Source organism: Bacillus sp. FSL R9-9530, from assembly GCF_038008145.1.
Lineage (GTDB): Bacteria > Bacillota > Bacilli > Bacillales > Bacillaceae_G > Bacillus_A > Bacillus_A mycoides.
Genome location: NZ_JBBOYO010000001.1, coordinates 5,195,386 through 5,219,008 on the forward strand (window position 1 = coordinate 5,195,386; position 23,623 = coordinate 5,219,008).

Consider the following 23,623-nt stretch of genomic DNA (forward strand, 5'->3'; position numbering starts at 1 on the left):
GGTTATGAAAAATGGCAGAAGTAAAAGAAAAGCGCCATGAAGAGCTTGGCTTAAGTGATGAGCAAGTATTAGAAATGTTCCGTACGATGTTACTTGCACGTAAAATTGACGAACGTATGTGGTTATTAAACCGTGCAGGTAAAATTCCATTCGTAATTTCTTGTCAAGGACAAGAGGCTGCACAAGTTGGAGCGGCGTTCGCTCTTGATAGAGAGAAAGATTATGCATTACCATACTACCGTGATATGGGTGTTGTACTAGCGTTTGGTATGACAGCTAAAGAGCTTATGTTGTCTGCTTTCGCAAAAGCTGGAGATCCAAACTCTGGTGGTCGTCAAATGCCTGGTCACTTCGGTCAAAAGAAAAATCGTATTGTTACAGGATCATCACCAGTAACAACGCAAGTACCACATGCAGTTGGTATTGCACTAGCTGGAAAAATGGAGAAGAAAGATTTAGTAACGTTCGTTACATTCGGAGAAGGCTCTTCAAACCAAGGTGACTTCCATGAAGGAGCAAACTTTGCTGGTGTACACAAACTACCTGTTATTTTCATGTGTGAAAATAATAAATACGCAATCTCTATTCCAGTTGAAAAACAATTAGCATGTAAAAACGTATCAGATCGTGCAATTGGTTACGGCATGCCTGGATATACAATAGACGGAAACGATCCGCTTGCAGTATATAAAGCTGTAAAAGAAGCAGCAGACCGCGGTCGTCGTGGTGAAGGTCCGACTTTAATTGAAGCAGTATCATATCGTTTGACAGCACATTCTAGTGACGACGATGATCGTGTTTATCGTGATAAAGAAGAGGTAGAAGAAGCGAAGAAAAAAGATTCAATTATAACATTTGCAGCTTATTTAAAAGAAGTTGGTGTGTTAACTGAGGAATTTGAAAAACAAATGCTAGACGAAATTATGCATATCGTAAATGAAGCAACAGAATATGCAGAAAATGCTCCGTATGCAGCACCTGAAGATGCATTGAAGCACGTATACGCAGAATAGGGGGGAACGTTTCATGGCTGTAATGTCTTATATTGATGCTATTACATTAGCAATGCGCGAAGAAATGGAACGCGATGAGAAAGTATTCGTTTTAGGAGAAGATGTTGGTAAAAAGGGTGGCGTGTTTAAAGCGACACACGGTTTGTATGATCAATTTGGTGAAGATCGTGCGCTTGATGCACCGCTTGCAGAATCTGCAATTGCTGGGGTAGCAATTGGTGCGGCAATGTATGGTATGCGTCCAATCGCTGAAATGCAGTTTGCTGATTTCATCATGCCAGCAGTAAACCAAATTGTTTCTGAGGCAGCAAAAATTCGTTATCGTTCTAACAACGATTGGACTTGTCCAGTTACAATTCGTGCGCCATTCGGCGGGGGTGTTCACGGTGCATTGTATCATTCACAATCTGTAGAAGCGATGTTTGCAAACCAACCAGGTTTAAAAATTGTTATCCCTTCTACACCATATGATGCAAAAGGCTTATTAAAAGCTGCAATTCGTGATGAAGATCCAGTATTATTCTTTGAGCATAAGCGTGCATATCGCTTAATTAAAGGTGAAGTGCCAGAAGATGACTATGTATTACCAATCGGAAAAGCAGATGTAAAACGCGAAGGTGATGATATTACTGTTATCACTTACGGATTATGTGTTCACTTTGCTCTTCAAGCAGCTGAGAAGTTAGCACAAGATGGAATCTCTGCACACATTCTTGATTTAAGAACGGTATATCCGTTAGATAAAGAAGCGATTATTGAAGCGGCTTCTAAAACAGGTAAAGTTCTTCTTGTAACAGAAGACAATAAAGAAGGAAGTATTATAAGTGAAGTGGCAGCAATTATTGCTGAAAACTGTCTGTTTGATTTAGATGCGCCAATCGCACGTCTTGCAGGTCCAGACGTTCCAGCAATGCCATATGCACCAACAATGGAAAAATTCTTTATGGTAAATCCAGATAAAGTTGAAAAAGCAATGCGTGAACTTGCGGAATTTTAATCGGGGGGACTATACATGGCTGTAGAAAATATCACAATGCCTCAGCTCGGGGAGAGCGTTACAGAGGGTACAATTAGTAAATGGCTCGTTAATGTTGGCGATCACGTAAACAAGTATGATCCGCTTGCAGAAGTAATGACTGATAAAGTAAATGCTGAAGTACCATCTTCTTTCACTGGTATTGTGAAAGAATTAATCGCTGGTGAAGGTGAGACGTTAGCTGTAGGTGAAGTAGTTTGTGTTATTCAAGTAGAAGGCGCAGATGAAGTAGCAGCGACAGCTGTTGAGGAAAAAACAAAAGAAGAACCAAAGGCAGATATAACTACGCCTGAAAAAGCACCGAAAGCAAAACAACCAACTGATGGAAAACCACGTTTTTCACCAGCTGTTTTAAAACTTGCGGGTGAGCATAATGTTGATTTAGATTTAGTAGAAGGTACGGGAGCAAATGGCCGTATCACTCGTAAAGATATTTTAAAGCTAGTGGAATCTGGAAATATTCCGCAAGCAGGTGCGAAGAAAGAGGAAGCGGTAGCGGTAGCAGCAGCAGTAGTAGAAGCGCGTCCAGAAGCACCAAAAGCAGCGCCAGTAGCACAAAAAGTAGAAGCTGCAAAACCAGTTTCTGTACCAACAATGCCTGGCGATATCGAAATTCCAGTAACAGGTGTGCGTAAAGCAATTGCAGCGAACATGTTACGTAGTAAACACGAAGCGCCACATGCTTGGATGATGATTGAAGTAGATGTGACAAACCTTGTGTCATACCGTAATTCAATTAAAGGTGATTTCAAAAAGCGCGAAGGTTTTAATTTAACGTTCTTTGCTTTCTTCGTAAAAGCAGTAGCACAAGCGTTAAAAGAGTATCCTCAAATCAATTCAATGTGGGCTGGCGATAAGATCGTTCAGAAGAAAGATATTAACCTTTCTATCGCTGTTGCAACAGAGGACGAACTATTTGTACCAGTAATTAAACACGCGGATGAGAAGACGATTAAAGGTATCGCTCGTGAAATTACAGAGCTTGCAGGAAAAGTACGTACGAAATCGTTAAAAGCGGACGAAATGCAAGGTGGAACATTTACAATTAATAACACAGGATCATTCGGTTCTGTTCAATCTATGGGTATTATTAATTACCCACAAGCGGCTATTTTACAAGTTGAATCAATTGTAAAACGCCCAGTAATTATGGATAATGGTATGTTCGGTGCTCGCGACATGGTTAACTTATGTTTATCACTTGATCACCGTGTACTAGATGGCTTAATTTGTGGTAAGTTCTTAGGACGTGTAAAAGAAATTTTAGAAAATACGTCAGAAAATAATACATCTGTATATTAATAAAAAGCTCGCTTATGCGAGCTTTTTATCATCTTATTTCTTCATTTGCATCCTACTATATGTACAACACTTTTCCCAGCAATCTTACAATGAACGAGTATGTATTAGAAATTTACGAAAATACATTGCTGATATATGGTATATAGATATAAAATAAGAAAAGAATAATTTTTTTGGCAAATCTTACTGACGAAACTGTAGTATAATATATTGTATTGTATGAAAAAGAGAGTTATTCTATATAAGTGTTTTATAGATAATGTGTAATCAGTCGTCAAAACATGAAGAATGTTGACTCCTGGTTTTTTATTTTGCTGTAACAATGTTTCAGGAGGATGTCATGAAAAGAAGTACCGAGTTTCTAAAAAGTTTAGATGTAAAATTAATATTAATTTTGTTAGCATTATGTGTTACGAGTATAGCTGCTATATATAGCAGTCAGCAAACTGGCCAATATGGAGAGGCAAACTTTGCGATGAAACAGGGTTTGAACTACATAATTGGAGTTGTATTGTTATTGCTTGTTGCAAGCATCGACTTAGATCAATTACAAAAATTGTCTTGGCCACTTTATATCGTCGGATTTGGTTCACTTATTCTTTTGAAAATACTACCGGTTTCCACTTTCACACCTGAAAAATTAGGTGCAAAAAGATGGTTTGTATTTCCGTTAGTTGGACAAATTCAACCATCTGAGTTTTTCAAAATTTCATTGCTTCTCGTAGTAGCAAGTATAGCAGTGAAACATAATGCACAGTATATGGCAAGGACATTCCAAACGGATTTACAATTAGTAGGTAAAATTGTGCTTGTATCCCTTCCGCCCATGGCTGTTGTATATAGCCAACCGGATACAGGGATGGTGTTCTTATATGCTGCTGCAATTGCATGTATTTTATTTATGTCAGGTATTCAGAAGAAATTGATAGCGTTATGTACAGTTATTCCAGTCACCATATTATCGGCGTTAATATTTATTTACGTAAGGTATGAGGATTTCTTCTTTAATAAGTTAGTTACGTTACTAAAACCTCACCAACAATCACGTATTTTAGGTTGGTTAGATCCATTTGAACATACAGATCAAGGTTATCAAACACAGCAATCGATTTTAGCTGTAGGTAGTGGTGGTATGGAAGGGAAAGGATTTGGCGAAGGGAACGTCTATATCCCTGAGAAGCATACTGACTTTATTTTCGCTACAATTGCCGAAGAAGGTGGATTTATCGTAGCCGCGTTAGTTGTGTTCTTGTTCCTATTACTGCTATATCGAACAATTATTATCGGTTATTCTGCTGATAATTTATTCGGTACATTATTATGTGCTGGGTCTATTGGTATATTAACAGTTCAAATATTCCAAAATATTGGTATGATCGTCGGATTAATGCCTGTAAAAGGGATTGCATTACCTTTCTTATCGTATGGGGGAAGTTCCTTATTCTCGAATATGATTATGATGGGGCTCATATTGTCCGTACGGAAAACGTATAAAAAATATATGTTTTCAGTTAAGTAAAAAAGCTAGTTCGTGTAAAAACGAACTAGCTTTTTTACATATATGCTCTTAAACGTTGCAAACTAAAACAGACTAGCAGTTTGGGATGTAAGGAGTGCAAAGTGATGCATATGCATATTTTTGAAGGAGCACGGCATCTTTCTAACGGTGAATGGGTTGTTCGAGCTATTATAGCGTACACATTTTTAATATTAGTTGCGAAATCGATGGGACAAAGATCCATCGCACAACTTCGCTTTTTAGATGTTGTATTAGTGTTATTACTTGGTGGTAATATTTCTAATGCGCTATCTGATGAAAAGGTCGGATTACTCGGTTCAATGATTACAACTTTTATACTAGTTGTACTTCATATTATAAGCTCTGTTTTAATGTTGAAATGGGATAGATGGAGACGCTTTTTAGAGCCTGCACCTATTATTCTTATACACAATGGTGCCATTGATTTTAGCAATTTGAAAAAGGCGAGAATTACGGCGGAATATTTATTTTCGGAACTTCGCATGCGAAATGTGAGCGATATTCAAACGATTAAATTAGCATTATGGGAAGCAAGTGGTGTTGTTTCTATATTTCAGTATCCAGAATATGAAGCAGTTTCTCGGCTTGATCTTAAAGTGGCGGGGAAAAAATCTCCAGTTGCTTTTATTTTAGTGAAGGATGGAAGAATTCAGCAGGACGTTCTCGCTTTAGTAGGAAAAACAGAAGAGTGGGCGAAAGAGTTTTTAGAGAAGAATGCAGAAATTGAATCCATTATGTTAGCTACAGTAGATGAAGCACATAAAATAAATATTTTGTTAAAAAAATGAAAAATATACGCATTTTGTCGTTTCATACATATGATACAATAGTGTGGACAACGAAAAAGGAGGCGATACGATGGGATATGTAGAAGAATTACGAAAAATAGTTGGTCATCGCCCTTTAATTTTAGTTGGTGCTGTTGTACTCGTTATAAATGAAAGTGGATATGTATTATTACAGCAAAGAACAGAGCCGTACGGAAAATGGGGGTTGCCTGGCGGGCTAATGGAGCTTGGTGAATCACCAGAAGAAACAGCTTACCGTGAAGTACATGAAGAGACAGGAATAGAAGTAAAGAACCTCCGATTAATCAATGTATTTTCTGGAGCGAACTATTTTTCAAAATTAACAAACGGTGATGAGTTTCAATCCGTAACGACAGCCTATTATACCGATGAATACGAAGGGAATTTTGTTATGAATAAAGAAGAAGCGGTTCAGCTTACATTCTTCCCGGTAACAGAGCTACCTGATTATATTGTAGGATCGCATAAAAAAATGATTGCGGAATATATGAAAATTATGGAAAAGTGACAAAAAGGTGTTAGAGCAAGGGCTCTAACACCTTTTCTATGCCTAAATACAAGTAAACTTACTTGTATTTCATAAACATTAACTGGTAAGATACAAATAGGTAGAATTAGAGGAGGGAAAAGATTGATTAACTTTAACTTTTTTATGAATGATGTTGTCCGTCAAGCGCGTGAAGAGATTGTCTCTGCGGGATATACAGAATTGACGACACCAGAAGCAGTCGAAGAAGCATTTAAAAGAAATGGTACAACACTTGTAATGGTAAACTCTGTATGTGGTTGTGCAGGTGGCATTGCTCGTCCTGCTGCTGCACATTCCGTACATTATGATAAACGCCCTAACCACCTTGTAACGGTATTTGCGGGTCAAGATAAAGAAGCAACAGCAAGAGCTCGTGAATATTTTGAAGGATATCCACCTTCATCTCCATCATTTGCGTTATTGAAAGATGGAAAAATTGTAACGATGGTAGAACGTCATGAAATTGAAGGTCATGAACCAATGCAAGTAATTGCAAAACTACAATCTTATTTCGAAGATAATTGCGAAGAACTATAAGGAAGAGAAAAGGCGGTACGTCCACAATCAAGTGGGTGTACCGCCTTTTTTATTTAGTTTTTAAAATAATTAAACATGCAGGAAGTTGTTATTTTATGCATGTTTTTATGCATTAACAACAGCTTTAATACTGTTTTTATATTTATTTTTATTTTATATATTGCATAAAAATTAAAGTGCTGATACAATACAAACATCGAATAAATATTCTATTAAACTTTTAAATATACATTATTAGGGGGAAGAAAGATGAAGAAGTTATTATCAATATCGTTTGCACTTATTTTAATTGTAAGTATGTTCAGTGCTTGTAGTAATGGGGAAGAAAAGGCTACGGGAAAAAATAAAAAAGTACTCGTTATGGGGACTTCAGCAGATTATAAACCATATGAATACGTAGAAGCCTCAAAAAGTGATGAAATTATCGGCTTTGATGTTGATGTTGCTAAATATATCGGAAAAGAACTTGGTTATGAAGTGAAAGTGAAAGATATGGATTTTGGTGGCTTATTAGCATCTCTTAGCTCAGGAAAAGTTGATTTCGTAATGGCAGGTATGACGCCAACGGCAGAGCGTAAAAATAATGTTGATTTTACAGATATTTATTTTGTTGCTAAAAACATGGTCGTTTCTAAAAAGGATTCTAATATTCAATCTGTAGAGGATTTAAAAGGGAAAAAAGTAGGGGTACAAACAGGATCTATCCAAGAAGAGAAAGCAGCAGAATTTAAAAAACAAGTAGATTTCAAAGTTGAGGGACGTGACCGTATACCAGAAATCGTACAAGAAATTAAAGCTGGTCGTTTTGACGCTGCAATTATAGAAGACACAGTTGCTAAAAATTATTTAGAAAAAATGAAAGAATTACAAGGAATTGAAATTAAAGAAGCACCAGAAGAAGTAGGAGCAGCAATTGCTCTTCCGAAAAACAGTGATAAAACAGCAGAATTTAATAAAGTAATTAAAAAAATGCAAGAAAATGGAGAAATGGATAAATTAGTGAAGAAATGGTTTGGCAGCGAAAAATAAGCTGCCTTTCACTTTTCGGTGAGGGGAATGAAAAGAATGAACTTAGATTTTTCGGCGATTACGCCTTCGATACCATATATACTAAAAGGCCTAGAAGTTACTTTAAAAATTGTAGCAGTATCAGCGTTAGTTGGGTTTATTTTAGGAACGTTATTAGCGCTTTGCAAAATTGCTAGAATACGAGCATTAAATATAGCGGCAGATTTTTATACATCAATTTTCCGTGGTACACCACTTGTATTACAATTAATGATTATTTATTTCGGTGTCCCGCAAATAATTGGTTATGAAATACCAGCATTCGTAGCAGCTGTATTAGCATTTAGCTTAAATTCAGGTGCATATATGTCAGAGGTAATTCGTGCCGGCATTCAAGCGGTTGATAAAGGACAAACAGAAGCAGCGATGGCTTTAGGGATTCCTTACGGGAAAATGATGCGAAATATTATTTTCCCTCAAGCATTAAAAAATATATTACCAGCGCTTGTGAACGAGTTTGCGACACTTACGAAAGAATCGGCTGTAGTAACAGTAATAGGAGCGACCGATTTAATGCGCCGTGCTTACATTGTAGGCGGTGAGACGTTTAAATATCTTGAACCATTACTTTTTGTTGGACTAATTTATTATATGCTAGTCATTATTCTTACATTAGTCGGGAAGGCAATTGAAGGGAGAATGAAGAAAAGTGATTAAAATTGACAACCTTCATAAAGCATTTGGAAAAAACGAAGTATTAAAAGGGATTACAACAACGATTGAAAAAGGGGAAGTAGTAGCAATTATTGGACCGTCTGGATCAGGGAAATCAACATTTTTACGTTGTATGAATGTGCTAGAAGCACCGACAGATGGTCACATTTGGATTGGAACGGAAGAAGTAACGAATCCGAAAACAAATATTATGCACGTTCGTGAAAATGTCGGAATGGTATTTCAACATTTTCACTTATTCCCTCATATGACTGTATTAGAAAATATTACGTATGCTCCTATCAATGTAAAAGAAGTAACGAAGCAAGAAGCTGAAAAAAAAGCTGAGAAACTTCTAGAAAAAGTGGGGTTATTAGATAAGAAAGATGCATATCCAAATCGTCTTTCAGGAGGACAAAAGCAACGTGTAGCAATTGCAAGAGCGTTAGCGATGGAACCGGAAGTTATGTTATTTGATGAACCTACCTCTGCGCTAGATCCAGAAATGGTGAAAGAAGTGTTAGAGGTTATGAAATCATTAGTTACGACAGGAATGACGATGGCAATCGTTACACATGAAATGGGATTTGCAAAAGAAGTAGCAGACCGTGTTCTCTTTTTAGATGGTGGAAAGCTCGTAGAAGATAGTAATCCGGAAGAGTTTTTTACAGCACCAAAAAGTGACCGTGCAAAAGAATTTTTGCAAAAGATATTGTAATATGTGAAGGGTACGTGAATAATAGGTAGAAAAGGATGACATTGCGTCATCCTTTTTTTATACTAACTGTAAATACGTTTATACATATAGGGGTAATGATATGTTTAAAATTGGATATAGAACAGTGAAAACAGCGCTTGGAACGGGAGCGGCAGTTTTTATTGCTCAGTTATTAGGATTAGAATTTTATAGTTCAGCTGGTATTTTAGTCATTTTATGTGTGCAAAATACGAAACGAAAATCCGTTCAAGTATCGTTGCACCGTTTTTTAGCTTGTGTATTATCGATGGTATTCGCGTTTTGTATTTTTGAAACGATTGGTTATACACCACTTGCGATTAGCGTATTACTGCTTACCTTTATTCCAACTGCAGTTATGTGCAAAATTCAAGAAGGGATTGTCACGAGTTCGGTTATCGTTATGCATCTGTATTCATTAAAGCAAATTACATGGTCTATAGTTGGTAATGAAATTGCTATATTAACGATTGGAATTAGTGTCGCTTTATTAGTAAACATGTACATGCCAAGCAGTGAGAATAAACTGAAAGAGTATCAAGGAAAAATAGAAGAGCATTTCAGAACGATTTTGTTTGAAATGGTCGTTTATTTACGGAATCGAGATAGTAATTGGAGTGGGGCCGAATTAATTGAAACAGAAATGATGCTGAAAGAAGCGAAAGATTTATCATTTAAAAAACTTGAGAATGAATTTATGCGTGAAGATGACTATTATTATCGGTATTTTGATATGCGTATGCAACAATTTGAAATTTTGGAGCGCATGATACCATTAGCTGCATCACTATCTTGGACGTATGAACAAGCTGATATGATTGCAGACGTAATTGAAAATATAGGGAATTCTATTCGACCTGAAAGTACAGGGGTCATTTCGTTAAGACAACTTCAAGAAATGCGAGAAGTATTTAGAGAAATGCCTTTACCAGTCTCGCGAGAAGAATTTGAAATACGTGCAAAACTTGTTCAACTTGTTTATGAGATGGAGCAATATTTACTCATTAAAAGTCGTTTTAAGGGAAAGGATAATATAAAAGAACTTATTTAGAAGGTAGGAACTATATATGCCGTATCTTCTTTCTTTATTATTATGTCTTTCTCTATCACCGATCTGGCCTCTTGGTGATAACCCACGTGCTGGAGATCCTTTTATAATTGTAAATAAAGCAACGAATAAACTAGCTTACATCGATGATGGGAAGATCCAAAAGGTTTTTCCAGTAGCGACAGGAAAAACAAATGAATTAACCCCAGAAGGAACCTTTGACATTGTATTGAAGGCGAAGGATCCCTATTATATTGCGAAGGATATTCCTGGGGGCTCTCCCAAAAATCCACTTGGATCGAGATGGATGGGATTTAATGCAAGAGGCACGGATGGAAGTAAGTATGGGATACACGGGACAAACCAACCTAGTTCAATTGGAAAATATATTTCGCAAGGATGTATAAGAATGAAGAAACATGATGTGGAATATTTGTTTGATCGTATTCCAATTGGAACGAAAGTATCGATTGTGAAATCGAAAAAAACATTTCAGCAATTGGCGAAGGAAAAAGGGGCCATAGTATTTGGAAAAGTCAACGAAACGGTTGGCTTTTTCTTTTATTATAAGTTGTCTTGACATGTGTACATAACCATGCGTTAATGAGAATATATAAAGATAATTGAGTAAAGGGGTTGCTCATATGTATTTAAATCCAAAAATTTCTTACATGCAGTTTTGTGTTGGTTTTCTATTTGTTATTACATTCATATTGGCAACTTTTAATATATGTTCTTACGTTGTAGCGATTGTATTTATGGCATTACTCAATCTTACTTTTGTTATTGGGGCATTTCAGCAGAAACAATATACAAGTTTTGTAATAGCACTTGTAATGGCCTTTTCCTTTAGCCTTGTAGCAATTGTAATATATATAAAATAAAATGTTCATTACAAGATAGACTATCTCGATTTCGAGATGGTCTATTTTGTATGTGTAAGCAGTAAAAAAAGGACGAGTGAATCGTCCTTTTTACCAAAACATACTTGCGCCAGTAAGTAATGTTGTTACAAGCATAGAAATTAGCATTATATAAACCATAATTTTTTGAGCTTTTTTATGCATCGTTAAACCTCCTTGCAAATCAGTACAATTTCATTGTAACGAGAAATGAAATTGTGGACAAGGGGAGAGAAAGGACAAAATTCGGGAAGGGGGTGCAAAATATTACAGGAAATTTGAGCATACGTAGAGAATATGTTAAAAGATAGATTATTAATTTTTTGTTATGCAAGCTGAAGAATGGAGATACAATGATGAAAATATACGAGACAGATCGTTTACATTTAAGAGAAATTGATGAGTCGTATGCGGAAAAAGTTCTTCAATATTACGACAAAAATCGTGAATTTTTAAAAGCGTGGGAAGAGTATAGACCGGAGGGGTTTTTCACGTTAGATTATCAAAAGAAAAAGTTACAAAAGGATAGAAAAGAGTTCGCGGAAGGCAAGATTATCAGGCTTTGGATTTTTAAAAAGGGTGATGATACAAAAATTATTGGATGTATTTCATTTAATCTAATTGTTCGCGGAATTTATCAATCTTGTGTACTCGGTTATAAATTAGATAAGGAAGAATTGAATAAAGGTTACACAACAGAAGCGCTTAGAAAAGCAATTCAAGTTACCTTTGAAGAATTTCATTTACACCGTATAGAAGCACCAATTATGCCACGAAATTTAGCATCTATACAAGTAGTGACGAAGATAGGATTTCAATATGAAGGTGTCTCTCGAAAAATGCTAATGGTAAATGGCATCTGGGAAGATCATATGCGCTGGGTATTGTTAAACGAGTAATAGAAGGCAGATGGGTATCTAGATGTGTTAACCATCTGTTTTTTGTCTTGTATTTCGAAACTTTTGCGAAATTCTGTTATAATTAATGTTGTTACATACATAATGGTAGTGCAGGAGGCGCAGTCTTATGATTAATCAAGAACGTTTAGTAAATGAATTTATGGAGTTAGTACAAGTAGATTCTGAAACAAAATTTGAAGCAGAAATTTGCAAAGTGTTAACAGAGAAATTTACTGCTTTAGGTGTAGAAGTATTTGAGGATGACACGATGGGTGTGACTGGCCATGGTGCAGGTAACTTAATTTGTACTTTACCAGCAACAAAAGACGGTGTTGATACAATTTATTTCACTTCTCATATGGATACAGTAGTTCCTGGTAATGGAATTAAGCCTTCTATTAAAGATGGATATATCGTATCAGATGGTACTACAATTTTAGGAGCCGATGACAAAGCTGGATTAGCATCTATGTTTGAAGCAATTCGTGTCTTAAAAGAGAAAAACATTCCTCATGGTAAAATTGAATTTATTATTACAGTTGGAGAAGAATCTGGTCTTATTGGCGCAAAAGCGTTAGATCGTGAGCGCATTACAGCAAAATATGGTTATGCATTAGATAGTGATGGAAAAGTTGGTGAAATTGTAGTTGCAGCGCCAACACAAGCGAAAGTGAATGCGATTATTCGCGGGAAAACAGCTCATGCTGGCGTAGCACCAGAAAAAGGTGTATCTGCAATTACTATCGCAGCAAAAGCAATCGCAAAGATGCCACTTGGTCGTATCGATTCTGAAACAACTGCAAATATTGGACGTTTTGAAGGTGGTACACAAACAAATATCGTTTGCGATCATGTTCAAATCTTTGCAGAAGCTCGTTCTTTAATAAATGAGAAAATGGAAGCACAAGTTGCAAAAATGAAAGAAGCATTTGAAACAACTGCAAAAGAAATGGGTGGTCATGCAGACGTTGAAGTAAACGTTATGTATCCAGGATTTAAGTTTGCTGCTGGCGATCACGTTGTAGAAGTTGCGAAACGTGCAGCTGAAAACATTGGTCGTACGCCTTCTCTTCACCAAAGTGGTGGCGGAAGTGATGCGAACGTAATCGCAGGACATGGTATCCCAACAGTTAACTTAGCAGTTGGTTATGAAGAAATTCATACAACAAATGAAAAAATTCCTGTTGAAGAATTAGCGAAAACAGCAGAATTAGTTGTAGCTATTATCGAAGAAGTAGCGAAGTAAGTAATAAAGTCAAAAAGACGTGTGAACCAATTATGGTTTACACGTCTTTTTTTATTTTGATTCAATTGCTTTCACAAGGCGGATAAGCCAATATAAGAAGACCCACGGAAGTACATAAGTTGTTGTAAAACGTATGAAATGAGAGAAGATTCCTAAAGCGTAAATGTTAATGTTAAAAAGGGGAAGTAACAAATAATTAATCGCAAGGATTACTATAATAATAATAAATACATAATTGAGTTTATTATGTTGTTTCATAACGATTCACCTCCTTTACAATAATATCCATTTGTTACGTGCAGTATAGCAAAAAATAGATAGAGAAAACCCAATAATTATTATAACGCGTAAAGAAATTTGATATAATGAAGGAACAAATGTTCTTTAAGGGGTGAGTAGTATGCGAGAAATGTATCCGAAAAATGGACGTGTTATTTTACATGTAGATATGAATTGTTTTTTCGCATCTGTTGAAATTGCTCATGACCCATCATTACAAGGAAAGCCATTAGCGATTGCGGGGAATGAAAAAGAGAGAAAAGGGATTATCATAACATGTAGTTATGAGGCGAGAGAATATGGAATACGTACGACGATGCCTCTATGGGAAGCGAAGCGATTATGCCCGCAATTAGTTGTGAGGCACCCTAATTTTACATTATATCGAGAAGCTTCATTTCAAATGTTTCAAATTCTTTCCCGTTTTACAGAAAAAATACAACCGTTTTCTATAGATGAAGGGTATTTAGATATTACAGATTGCTATGCGCTCGGTTCGCCTCTTGAAATAGCGAAGATGATTCAACAAGCGTTACTAACAGAGTTACAGCTTCCATGTAGCATTGGGATTGCCCCAAACCTTTTCCTAGCAAAGACTGCTTCAGATATGAAAAAACCTCTTGGAATTACAGTACTTCGAAAACGTGATATCCCAGAAATTATTTGGCCACGATCAGTTGCAGAGATGCATGGAATCGGAGAGAAAACAGCTGAAAAACTAAAAGACATTCATATACATACAATTGAACAGTTAGCAAAAGGAGACGAGCATATCATTCGCGCTAAAATTGGAAAGCACGGTGTTGATTTACAAAAACGTGCAAAAGGTATGGATGACAGGGAAGTTGATCCGAATCAAATGGGACAACATAAAAGCGTTGGAAATTCGATGACTTTCTCAAAGGATATGGACGAAGAAAAAGAATTACTTGATATGTTAGAAAGATTATCGAAATCAGTAAGCAAAAGGCTACAAAAACGAACTCTCGTTAGTTATAACATTCAAATTATGATTAAATACCATGATCGTCGCACGGTAACACGGAGTAAACAATTGAAAAATGCAATATGGGAAGAACGAGTTATTTTCCAAGCAGCATCACGTTTATGGAAGCAACACTGGGATGGTGATTCTGTTCGTCTGTTAGGTGTTACAGCTACTGAATTAGAATGGAAGACAGAATCAGTGAAACAGTTAGATTTGTTTTCATTCGAAGAAGATGCGAAAGAAGAGCCGTTACTTGCTGTTATTGATCAAATTAATGAAAAGTATGGAACACCTCTTTTACAGAGAGGTAGTCAATTATTGCGTAAGCAAGAAAAGTCGTTTCAGCAAAAATTAGAAAATAAGTTTATGTAGAAGGTGGCATGAAGCAGTAAATATCATGCCACCTTTCATATTTAACTCGCTTCCAAATCTAATGAAGTCTTCCAACCTGCGGCAGTAACGCCAGATTCTAATAACATTCTACTTACTATTTTCTCAATTAAGACGGCTGTATTTGTATTGCAATGTAATGTAGCTCGTATAGATACTTTTTGGTTAGAATCAACGTCTTCACTATACAATTCCTTTAAACCGATACCTTCTGAACTTACCATGTGCATAAGAGAATCTTAAAAGTGTTTTTATACTTTTTTGCCTTAAAGGATTTGCTAAAATCTAAAATGCCAATAGAACCTCTTTCGGGGCTCTATTGGCATTTGTAGATTGATAACGTATATTTTTCATATTTGCACCACAGTAGGAATATTTTCTTTGTTTAATAGTAAGAGCAAGGTTATATATTACAAACCATCTGATGGAAAAGGTGATTTCATCTCATTCCAGAAATCAACAAGCAAATTAGGCTTTTAATTATTAGGTAAATCTAATATGTATTTTATTTTCTTACCATTTTTTTCGCCTAGATATACTAACTTCACCGGTGTACTAAGTGCAACACCCCAGCTTTCTCTCATTTTCATTGTTACAATGCCTTTATGATTTTGTAAACTCTCCCATGAAACTATTGTTTTCCTTGTACTCTCATTAAACATTCCATTCGTCTTGTTAACACCTTTTAAAGGTGCTAATATATGCAAATCTGTAAAAATTGTTTGTTCCGTTTGCGTGTTATTTGTTGCCTCAATATCAAAAACATAATGAACTTCTTTATTTCCGTTATCATCAATTACTTGTTTCTTCTTGAAAGAATTAATGCTAAATTTAAATATATCTGTATTAAATGATTGACCTAGATTAATATTCTCTGATTTCACAATATAAGATTCATTTAAATTATTTACTACCTGATATCTCCAACATGCCCCTAATATAAAAAATGTACAAATAATCATAAAAACATATCGTTTTTTATTCATATCTTTCTCCCTCTACATCTCTGAAGATAGTGATACTTTACCATTTTCAACTAGGAATATTCTGTCTGCAATTAAATTTAATGTTTCACTATCATGACTCGCAACTAATATAGTTGTACCTGTAGACTTTAAATCTAATAAGATTTTAGTTATATCCCTAATTCCATTTTCATCTAAAGCGTTTGTAGGCTCATCTAAAATTAATAACTTAGGATCTTCCATAATTGCTTGTGCTATACCCAATCTTTGTTTCATTCCAAGTGAATATTTTTTTACTTTTCTTTTATCTTCTGGATTTAATCCTACGAGCTCCATTGTTTCACTAATTGTTTTATCCGTTATTTTATTTTGAATAGAAGCTAATAGTTTTAAGTTTTTAAATCCTGTATAGTCTGGAATGAATCCTGGATATTCAATGATAATGCCTGTATTTTCAGGAAACGGATGATCAATACCAATTATTTTTTTATCTATTAATATTTCACCACTATCTATTTTCATCAATCCTAATAAAGCTCTAAAAAGCATTGTTTTACCTGAACCATTTCTCCCTTTAAAACCATAAATCTTTCCCTTTTCTAATTCAAAATTAACATCATTTAAAATAATATTACCTTTTAGCATTTTAGAAACATGCTTGGCCTCAATGTATATCATCAGAATCATCCTTTCTATTAACAAATTCAAATGTTTTCCCTACCCAATAACCACTTATCCATAGAAAAAAAGTGCACAAAAGAAAATAGGAAATAGAATATAGAAAATGTTCATTATTAACGTAAAATAAACTCTTACGGATTAACATACTATCGAATGGATTACATATAACCGGTATAAATATAGTTATGGTAATAATCACTATAATCAATATATATGAAATAACACTTTTGAATTTAGTAGACACAATTAAATAAACCCAAACTAATAAGGAAGATGTTATTAGTTGTAAAGTAAAGCTTTTTATAACAAAAATGGTTTCTTTTAAATGATTATAAATTTTAGGATTAATATTTTCTGTATATATCCCCCAGTTAAATTGATAAGAACAAAAAATACCTCCCCAGAAGAACACGGCAATATAAAATAATAAAGTTATACAAATAGTTAGTATACCTGTACTAATAAATTTGCTAAACAATACTTGATACCTAGACACTTTCCTTGCTAAAAGATACGGTGTCTGTTGTATAAAATCAGCTCTTACATAAGTACCTAATATAAAACAATAAGATAATTGTAATATAAGCCATGTTACTGGAAGCTGGAATCGCCCCATTTCAACTTCTTTAAAAGATATCCCTTTTAGTAATTCAGATAAAACATCAAGAATTGTTATAGCATTTGAAGGCAGTTCTCTATACAGGGCTGATTGCTTTAATAAAAATACCTCTCCCAAAACCAACACACTATAAATAATAAATGATATTATAAATCTTAATTTCATAATATGAATGCTTAATATTAAATCCCTTTTTACCAATTTATAAAAAATACTATTTTTCATCGTAATTAATCACTTCCGTTATATAAGTCCATCCGATGTAAACAAATATTCAATATAGCAAATGAAATACTAATAATCCCTAACATAAAACCCAATTTCATCAAGATTATATCTATTAGAAACCAATCTTTTTCTTGAAAAATCAAACCTTTTGACCAAAATAAAGAGAAATTATATTTTTTTTCTAACAACTGATCTATCGTAATAAGGAAGTAAATAGTAAAAATACAAATAGCTTTATTTTTAATGAAAAAAACTAGTATTTGTGCAAAAATGCATATTGCTACAGTTACTAGCCATAACGATACTATAAAATATGTAATTACTAACCAATTTGAAGATGGGAGCAACCAAATCACTATTTTTTCTTTCACAATAAAAAAATTAATTCCTACAATTAACAGATAGATACTTGAATAGATGATTGTTAGACTTACAATTTTTATGATTAAATGAAAACAATATGATTGACGAGTGTTATGTCTAAAATACATATAAACATTCTTATCCGTATAATTAAATGAATAGAAAAAAAGCAACAATAATGGAAGATAACTAAATAACACTATTTTCATATCTCTTGAAGTACTAAGAAATGAAAACAAAGAATCATTAGATAAAAAGTAAAATGATCTAATGAGGTGAATAGACACACCAACTATAAGAAATAAAATATTAATCACAAATAACCCTCGTTTTTGAAACAACTCTAATAAATACATTTTTAAAAGGTTATAAAATAACATGTCTTTTTACTCCTCTTAAAAATAAAATTATCGATAAAATAAAAATCCCTATTAACACTAAAATAGAAACAATAATATTGGCTCCATGATATATATGGGATTCAGATAAGAAATATATAGGAGCGAGGGACATAGGATAAAATAAATTAATTATCATTAAAAAAAGTTGTAATAAAAAAGCACTTAATAAAGTTACAAAAGTATGCTTGGCATAAAAGGACATACTAAGAGAAAACAAAGCAAATGCTCCTCCATAAACAAAAGCAATAACTGTATATAACATCATGTGAATAAAAGGATGAGTGAAATAAATGTTAATAAAAAAGGTCGCTCGCTCATACATCCCTATATTGGAATTTAAAACTTCGTCAGGATTTACATTTGGAAGAAACATAAATGATAAAAAAATGTTTAAAATCAATGGAATAATAACAACAAAGCCACCGATAAAAAAGGTTTTACTAAACAGCTTAAGAAAATACATTTTATAATTACTTCTTATAATTACAAACAAAAAAGATCCATTTTTTTTATCTTCCTGAAAGATCGATGAACTAGGTAAACTTGCAATAACTGGAAGTATAAAGAAAAATAAAAAGGAAGGTGTTACAATACTATTAATTCCCATCCAAGTTGTATATGGAGTGAAGATAACATCCTTTTTATCGGCTAGTGGAATTACATAATATAATATATATACACAAGATAAGGCTATTCCTAACATAAGCGAAAAATAAAAATTCCTATTATTCATTCTTTCATTAAAATAAGTACCCATGTTTCACCTCTTAAAAATTCAAATATACTCCTCGTAACATTTAAAATATGTAATGTTACGAGGAAAGGCTTACAAGAATATAAAGTATTATATTTATAAGTTCATTTTTTTATATAATTATTTACGAATACTATCCGGGCTCCAAACACCGCTTGCTGTACCCTCAGCCCATCTTCTGGTATCAATTTTAACCTTGATACCAGAATTATATTTCTCAACTGCTAAATTGTATAAGAATTCTTCTTGACCATCACGCATTTTGTATGAATGACCATCCGAAACATCAGTACCATCTTTTAATGCAGCCCAGGCATTGAAATATCCATCTAATCCCGACATGTTGTCTACCCTCATATAATAAGCCGTTTTATTATATTTAGGTTGAGATGGTGTTTCATCATTAGGACTGTAAACACGATATACATTTGACCAGGGTCTATCTTCATGATTAGATTTTGCTGCTGCTGATGCTGCAAAGCTTGACAAGGCAATTCCTGCCGTTAAAGTTAGAACTGTTATTTTTTCATTTTTTCTCCTCCTATTCTTTTACTTGTAAGCCCTTAAAAAATATAGCACACTAAATAAAATGAAATATATAGATTTAATAATATTAATATTTCTTTAATATTAGCTATAACTTTTTAACAAATATCTTATAAAAAATATCATTACACAAAGTTTTTCAACCAATAAAAACTGTTTTACTTATAGATATTAAATAAAAATAAGATATTTACAAAAAAAAATACAATATAGTTGCTTCAATTGCGCTACAAGCAAAAGGATTATTTAATAAATCAAGTGGAAAGATAATTTTAGATGAATTTGATCGGAGTATGTATACAGATTTTCGGACAGAAGATGATTGTTTGTTAAGTAAGTATAAATAAAAAAGCACTGTAACCAGTGCTTTTTATTATAGATTATGAGATTGTAGGATTTTCAAAAATAACAATTTCTGAGTTACTTGTTGTTGAAACGCGTTGTGCGTAATATGTTAAAGCTGAAGAAATATATGTTGGTAACGTCTCATTTGTATGTGATGTTGTATATTCATGGATTAATTCTTTTAAAGTCGTCCATTCTAATTGTGCTGGGTGATCAGAAACGAAAGAACTTACCCAGCGATCAAATGAAGATGAAAAATCAGTTTGTAAACGAAATACTTCTTTCATAATAAAACGCTCCCTTAAAATGTATTACAATCATTTTACCACAAAATACGAACGATAGCTAATTTTTTAAGTATAATGTTCGTGTTATATAGTTGTCTAGATGATTGGTTATACAAATTCAATTTGCCATTTGAAATAACATTCCGTAAGATGAAAGATAGATTATATAAAGAGCTGGAGGAAAGAAAGTGGAATTTGTATTTTTAGGGACTGGTGCAGGTGTTCCTTCAAAAGGAAGGAATGTTTCAGCAATTGCTTTGCAGTTGTTAGAAGAACGAGGACAGACTTGGTTATTTGACTGTGGCGAGGCGACGCAACATCAAATACTACATACGTCTGTACGTCCACGCCGCATTGAAAAAATATTTATTACGCATTTACATGGCGATCATATTTTTGGATTGCCGGGTTTATTGGGTAGCCGTTCGTTTCAAGGTGGAACAACAAAATTAACAGTGTACGGACCAAAAGGAATTAAACAATTTATTGAAGTGGCATTATTAGTAAGTACGACACACGTTAAATATCCACTTGAAATCGTTGAGATTACGGAAGAAGGTATTGTGTTTGAGGATAATGAATTTTGTGTAGAAACAAAAAGGTTATCACATGGAATTGAATGCTTCGGATATCGAATTGTAGAGAAAGATATACAGGGAGCTCTTTTAGTGGATAAGTTACTGGGAATGGGTGTGAAACCTGGTCCAGTTTTTAAACGCTTAAAAGATGGTGAAGTAGTTGAATTAGAGAATGGCACAGTGTTAGATGGAAAAGATTTTATTGGCCCACCTCAAAAAGGAAGAGTTATTACAATTTTAGGCGATACACGATATTGCGAAGCGAGTAGAGAGCTTGCGCAAGATGCTGACGTACTTGTTCATGAAGCGACTTTTGCGGCAGAAGATGAACAACAAGCGTATGATTATTTTCATTCCACATCTAAGCAAGCTGCGAGTATTGCACTTCAGGCAAATGCAAAACGCTTAATATTGACTCATATTAGTTCTCGTTATCAAGGAGATACATATAAGGAATTATTGAAAGAGGCAAGAGAGCTATTTTCTAATACAGAAATAGCTACGGATTTAAAATCATTTCCAGTAGAAAGATAATAATGTTGTGAAAAAATGGTGACGATAGGTTGCCATTTTTTTTATTTCTAAAAAAAATTAAAAATAAAACTGTTATCATTTTATTTTTATATAGGATGACACAGAAAGTTTTAATGATGTGAAGATATAGGATAAAAATACATAATACCGATTATTTAGAAAAACTGTTATATAAGTCAGACGACATACGAGTGGTACAAGTAGCGAAAATGGATTTTTATTCAGAACTTTTAAAATTCATTAAAAGTAAGCGTTTTATTAAAAACAAGCTATAATGAGGGCAGATTATAATTTATTGTAGGCTACATGCGTTTTAGCCATTTGTCATAACAAGTGAAGTTGACTAAATCGTGAGAGAGCAACATGGAAATTATAATAGGAAGGATATTACTATTATTTGTACTAAGTCTTTTTTCCCTTTTTAGCTTAAAAATATCAAAAGGTATGAAAGCAATGGGAGTTTCACTTGTTTATGCTATGCTTGTAAGGGGTTCTGTGTTAAACTTTGGATTGCTACCAGACTTTATTGTGGACTATCTTATATTATTTTTAAATGCAGGTAATGCTAAGTTTCTTATTTATTATTATAACTGGTATTATTTCAGGATATATTGCTTCACTGTTATTCAAAAACTATCCAATTCTTACAGCGGAACAAATTCGTGGTACGACTGGAACAGCAACCGATTCGGTAGCTTAATAGAATAGTAAATAATTTTTTCATAGAGGTTTAGGGGGAGTTATGATGAAGTATCGCTCAGTGTTTGATATTATTGGTCCGGTTATGATTGGTCCATCAAGTTCACATACAGCAGGCGCGGCAAGAATGGGGCAAGTTGCTCGTCAGCTGTTTCGTCATGAACCAGAGAGAGTTAGCATTTCATTATATGGTTCATTTGCAAAAACATACCGTGGTCACGGTACGGATGTAGCGCTAATCGGTGGAATACTAGGATTTGAAACAGATGATTTACGTATTCCAAGTGCGTTAGATATTGCAAAAGAACGCGGGATTGAAGTGGAATTCATTGAAGAAGATGCAAATGCTCCGCATCCAAATACAGCGAAAATTCGTCTGTATAAAGGTGAAGAGGAAATTGAAGTTGTTGCTTGCTCAATTGGTGGCGGTAAAATTGAAGTTGTAGAATTAAACGGATTCGATCTTCAATTAACAGGCACGAGTCCAGCACTACTTATTGTAAATAACGATCGCTTTGGTGCTATCGCAGCTGTAGCTTCAATCCTTGCTAAGCATGAGATTAACATAAGTACAATGAGTGTTTCTCGTAAAGAAAAAGGAAGAAGAGCGCTTATGGTCATTGAAACAGATGAATTATTAGCAGATGAAGTAATTGCGGAAATAAATGGGCAACAAAATATTTGTCAAGTAACTATTATGGATTAATTGCAGGGGGGACACACCATGTTTCGGAACGCAGCGGAACTAGTGGCGCAAGCTAAAGAGCAAAATGTAAAAATCGCAGAAATTATGATTCAATGTGAAATGCAAACAAGAAATATCTCACGTGAAGAAGTAATTGCTGGAATGGAAAAGAACTTAGTCGTGATGGAACAAGCAGTAGAACGCGGTATTCGTGGTGTAAAATCACCGACTGGTTTAACTGGCGGGGATGCTGTGAAAGTCCAAGCGTATATGCAGAGTGGAAAAGGCTTATCTGGAGATACGATTTTGGACGCAGTGAGTAAAGCTGTTGCGACAAATGAAGTAAATGCGGCGATGGGAATTATTTGTGCAACACCAACAGCAGGATCTGCTGGAACAGTGCCAGGTGTACTGTTTGCACTGCAAGAAAAATTACAGCCGACACGCGAAGAAATGATTGAATTTTTATTTACAGCAGGAGCTTTCGGTATGGTTGTTGCGAATAATGCTTGTATTTCTGGCGCGGCAGGAGGTTGCCAAGCTGAAGTAGGTTCAGCAAGTGGAATGGCAGCTGCAGCAGCAGTTGAGATGGCTGGTGGAACACAAGATCAAGCAGCTACAGCGATGGCGATTTCATTAAAGAATATGCTTGGTTTAGTATGTGATCCTGTTGCAGGGCTTGTAGAAGTACCTTGTGTAAAACGTAATGCAGCAGGAGCTGCGAATGCCATGATTTCAGCTGATTTATCATTAGCTGGTGTAACTAGTACAATTCCATGTGATGAAGTCATTGAGGCGATGTTTAGAATTGGACAAACGATGCCAGTAGCACTTCGTGAAACAGCAGAAGGTGGCCTTGCAGCAACACCGACAGGTCGTCGTTTGCAAGAAGAGATTTTTGGTAAGAGTAATAACTAAAAGCATATCATATGATTAAAGTAAAAACGGAGCTCAAATAAAGT

General features: G+C 34.5%; 28 protein-coding genes and 1 pseudogene. 20 read left to right on the forward strand and 9 right to left on the reverse strand.

Annotated elements, in window-relative coordinates; all coding sequences use genetic code 11:
* The first annotated feature begins 11 nt into the window (after positions 1-11).
* The 13 genes from bfmBAA (at position 12) to MKX66_RS26505 (ending at position 11,156) form a co-directional block, all read left to right on the forward strand.
* The gene (gene bfmBAA, locus MKX66_RS26445; protein WP_002033961.1) at positions 12-1,013 is read left to right on the forward strand and encodes a 3-methyl-2-oxobutanoate dehydrogenase subunit alpha; all 1,002 of its coding nucleotides are present in this window, start codon (positions 12-14) and stop codon (positions 1,011-1,013) included.
* Positions 1,014-1,026: 13 nt separating this feature from the next.
* A complete protein-coding gene (gene bfmBAB, locus MKX66_RS26450) occupies positions 1,027-2,010 on the forward strand; it encodes a 3-methyl-2-oxobutanoate dehydrogenase subunit beta (protein ID WP_000290070.1) in 984 nt (327 codons plus the stop codon).
* 15 nt (positions 2,011-2,025) lie between these two features.
* Positions 2,026-3,351, forward strand: coding sequence for a dihydrolipoamide acetyltransferase family protein (locus MKX66_RS26455; protein WP_340813200.1), 1,326 nt, complete (start codon positions 2,026-2,028; stop codon positions 3,349-3,351).
* 340 nt (positions 3,352-3,691) lie between these two features.
* Entirely contained in the window at positions 3,692-4,870 is a 1,179-nt protein-coding gene (locus MKX66_RS26460; RefSeq protein ID WP_000831201.1) for an FtsW/RodA/SpoVE family cell cycle protein, read from the forward strand.
* 104 nt (positions 4,871-4,974) lie between these two features.
* Positions 4,975-5,679, forward strand: a complete 705-nt coding sequence (locus MKX66_RS26465; RefSeq protein WP_002033965.1) for a DUF421 domain-containing protein — start codon at positions 4,975-4,977, stop codon at positions 5,677-5,679.
* 70 nt (positions 5,680-5,749) lie between these two features.
* On the forward strand, positions 5,750-6,208 hold the full coding sequence (locus tag MKX66_RS26470) for an NUDIX hydrolase (protein WP_341087456.1): 459 nt from the start codon (positions 5,750-5,752) through the stop codon (positions 6,206-6,208).
* Positions 6,209-6,352: 144 nt separating this feature from the next.
* Entirely contained in the window at positions 6,353-6,766 is a 414-nt protein-coding gene (locus MKX66_RS26475; protein WP_002015097.1) for a BrxA/BrxB family bacilliredoxin, read from the forward strand.
* Between the two features lie 249 nt (positions 6,767-7,015).
* A complete protein-coding gene (locus MKX66_RS26480) occupies positions 7,016-7,795 on the forward strand; it encodes a transporter substrate-binding domain-containing protein (RefSeq protein WP_000735475.1) in 780 nt (259 codons plus the stop codon).
* A 36-nt stretch (positions 7,796-7,831) separates the two neighbouring features.
* Positions 7,832-8,491: an amino acid ABC transporter permease gene (locus MKX66_RS26485; RefSeq protein ID WP_001046922.1), complete on the forward strand. Its 660-nt coding sequence runs from the start codon at positions 7,832-7,834 to the stop codon at positions 8,489-8,491.
* Positions 8,484-9,206 (forward strand): amino acid ABC transporter ATP-binding protein, encoded by a 723-nt coding sequence (locus MKX66_RS26490; RefSeq protein WP_215590170.1) that lies wholly within the window; start codon positions 8,484-8,486, stop codon positions 9,204-9,206. The genes MKX66_RS26485 and MKX66_RS26490 overlap by 8 nt, the downstream gene beginning before the upstream one ends.
* A gap of 100 nt (positions 9,207-9,306) precedes the next feature.
* Entirely contained in the window at positions 9,307-10,275 is a 969-nt protein-coding gene (locus MKX66_RS26495; RefSeq protein ID WP_002033971.1) for an aromatic acid exporter family protein, read from the forward strand.
* Between the two features lie 16 nt (positions 10,276-10,291).
* Complete coding sequence (locus tag MKX66_RS26500; protein ID WP_002015103.1) at positions 10,292-10,852, forward strand: L,D-transpeptidase; 561 nt, start codon at positions 10,292-10,294, stop codon at positions 10,850-10,852.
* A gap of 64 nt (positions 10,853-10,916) precedes the next feature.
* On the forward strand, positions 10,917-11,156 hold the full coding sequence (locus MKX66_RS26505; RefSeq protein WP_341087459.1) for a DUF3894 domain-containing protein: 240 nt from the start codon (positions 10,917-10,919) through the stop codon (positions 11,154-11,156).
* A 90-nt stretch (positions 11,157-11,246) separates the two neighbouring features.
* Here the strand turns inward: MKX66_RS26505 and prli42 are convergent, their stop codons facing one another.
* Positions 11,247-11,339, reverse strand: coding sequence for a stressosome-associated protein Prli42 (prli42, locus tag MKX66_RS26510; RefSeq protein ID WP_000549036.1), 93 nt, complete (start codon positions 11,337-11,339; stop codon positions 11,247-11,249).
* Between the two features lie 188 nt (positions 11,340-11,527).
* Here prli42 and MKX66_RS26515 point away from each other — a divergent pair, with 188 nt between their 5' ends.
* Positions 11,528-12,073: a GNAT family N-acetyltransferase gene (locus MKX66_RS26515; protein ID WP_002015105.1), complete on the forward strand. Its 546-nt coding sequence runs from the start codon at positions 11,528-11,530 to the stop codon at positions 12,071-12,073.
* A 127-nt stretch (positions 12,074-12,200) separates the two neighbouring features.
* Positions 12,201-13,319 (forward strand): tripeptidase T, encoded by a 1,119-nt coding sequence (locus tag MKX66_RS26520; protein WP_002015107.1) that lies wholly within the window; start codon positions 12,201-12,203, stop codon positions 13,317-13,319.
* Between the two features lie 51 nt (positions 13,320-13,370).
* Here MKX66_RS26520 and MKX66_RS26525 read toward each other — a convergent pair whose 3' ends face one another.
* Complete coding sequence (locus MKX66_RS26525) at positions 13,371-13,577, reverse strand: hypothetical protein (protein ID WP_000809197.1); 207 nt, start codon at positions 13,575-13,577, stop codon at positions 13,371-13,373.
* A gap of 142 nt (positions 13,578-13,719) precedes the next feature.
* On the opposite strand from MKX66_RS26525, the gene MKX66_RS26530 reads away from it, so the two are divergent.
* Positions 13,720-14,958, forward strand: a complete 1,239-nt coding sequence (locus MKX66_RS26530) for a DNA polymerase IV (RefSeq protein WP_002088539.1) — start codon at positions 13,720-13,722, stop codon at positions 14,956-14,958.
* A gap of 41 nt (positions 14,959-14,999) precedes the next feature.
* Here the strand turns inward: MKX66_RS26530 and MKX66_RS26535 are convergent.
* The 7 genes and pseudogenes from MKX66_RS26535 to MKX66_RS26565 form a co-directional block, all read right to left on the reverse strand.
* A pseudogene (locus MKX66_RS26535) lies at positions 15,000-15,209 on the reverse strand (MgtC/SapB family protein); the annotation flags it as partial.
* A gap of 243 nt (positions 15,210-15,452) precedes the next feature.
* Positions 15,453-15,962: a hypothetical protein gene (locus MKX66_RS26540; RefSeq protein ID WP_113769827.1), complete on the reverse strand. Its 510-nt coding sequence runs from the start codon at positions 15,960-15,962 to the stop codon at positions 15,453-15,455.
* A gap of 12 nt (positions 15,963-15,974) precedes the next feature.
* A complete protein-coding gene (locus tag MKX66_RS26545) occupies positions 15,975-16,619 on the reverse strand; it encodes an ATP-binding cassette domain-containing protein (RefSeq protein WP_002143084.1) in 645 nt (214 codons plus the stop codon).
* On the reverse strand, positions 16,606-17,466 hold the full coding sequence (locus MKX66_RS26550; protein WP_341087461.1) for a hypothetical protein: 861 nt from the start codon (positions 17,464-17,466) through the stop codon (positions 16,606-16,608). The genes MKX66_RS26545 and MKX66_RS26550 overlap by 14 nt, the downstream gene beginning before the upstream one ends.
* 732 nt (positions 17,467-18,198) lie before the next feature.
* Positions 18,199-18,990 (reverse strand): hypothetical protein, encoded by a 792-nt coding sequence (locus tag MKX66_RS26555; protein ID WP_341087462.1) that lies wholly within the window; start codon positions 18,988-18,990, stop codon positions 18,199-18,201.
* Between the two features lie 117 nt (positions 18,991-19,107).
* Entirely contained in the window at positions 19,108-19,476 is a 369-nt protein-coding gene (locus tag MKX66_RS26560) for a hypothetical protein (RefSeq protein ID WP_341087463.1), read from the reverse strand.
* Positions 19,477-19,913: 437 nt separating this feature from the next.
* Complete coding sequence (locus MKX66_RS26565) at positions 19,914-20,165, reverse strand: DUF3932 family protein (protein WP_000665712.1); 252 nt, start codon at positions 20,163-20,165, stop codon at positions 19,914-19,916.
* A 188-nt stretch (positions 20,166-20,353) separates the two neighbouring features.
* Here MKX66_RS26565 and rnz point away from each other — a divergent pair, with 188 nt between their 5' ends.
* The 4 genes from rnz (at position 20,354) to sdaAA (ending at position 23,579) form a co-directional block, all read left to right on the forward strand.
* Entirely contained in the window at positions 20,354-21,277 is a 924-nt protein-coding gene (gene rnz / locus MKX66_RS26570; protein ID WP_002014952.1) for a ribonuclease Z, read from the forward strand.
* A 553-nt stretch (positions 21,278-21,830) separates the two neighbouring features.
* Complete coding sequence (locus MKX66_RS26575) at positions 21,831-21,977, forward strand: hypothetical protein (protein ID WP_158080567.1); 147 nt, start codon at positions 21,831-21,833, stop codon at positions 21,975-21,977.
* A gap of 45 nt (positions 21,978-22,022) precedes the next feature.
* The gene (sdaAB, locus tag MKX66_RS26580; RefSeq protein ID WP_002088527.1) at positions 22,023-22,682 is read left to right on the forward strand and encodes an L-serine ammonia-lyase, iron-sulfur-dependent subunit beta; all 660 of its coding nucleotides are present in this window, start codon (positions 22,023-22,025) and stop codon (positions 22,680-22,682) included.
* 18 nt (positions 22,683-22,700) lie between these two features.
* Positions 22,701-23,579, forward strand: coding sequence for an L-serine ammonia-lyase, iron-sulfur-dependent, subunit alpha (gene sdaAA / locus MKX66_RS26585; protein WP_002033842.1), 879 nt, complete (start codon positions 22,701-22,703; stop codon positions 23,577-23,579).
* Positions 23,580-23,623: the final 44 nt, after the last annotated feature.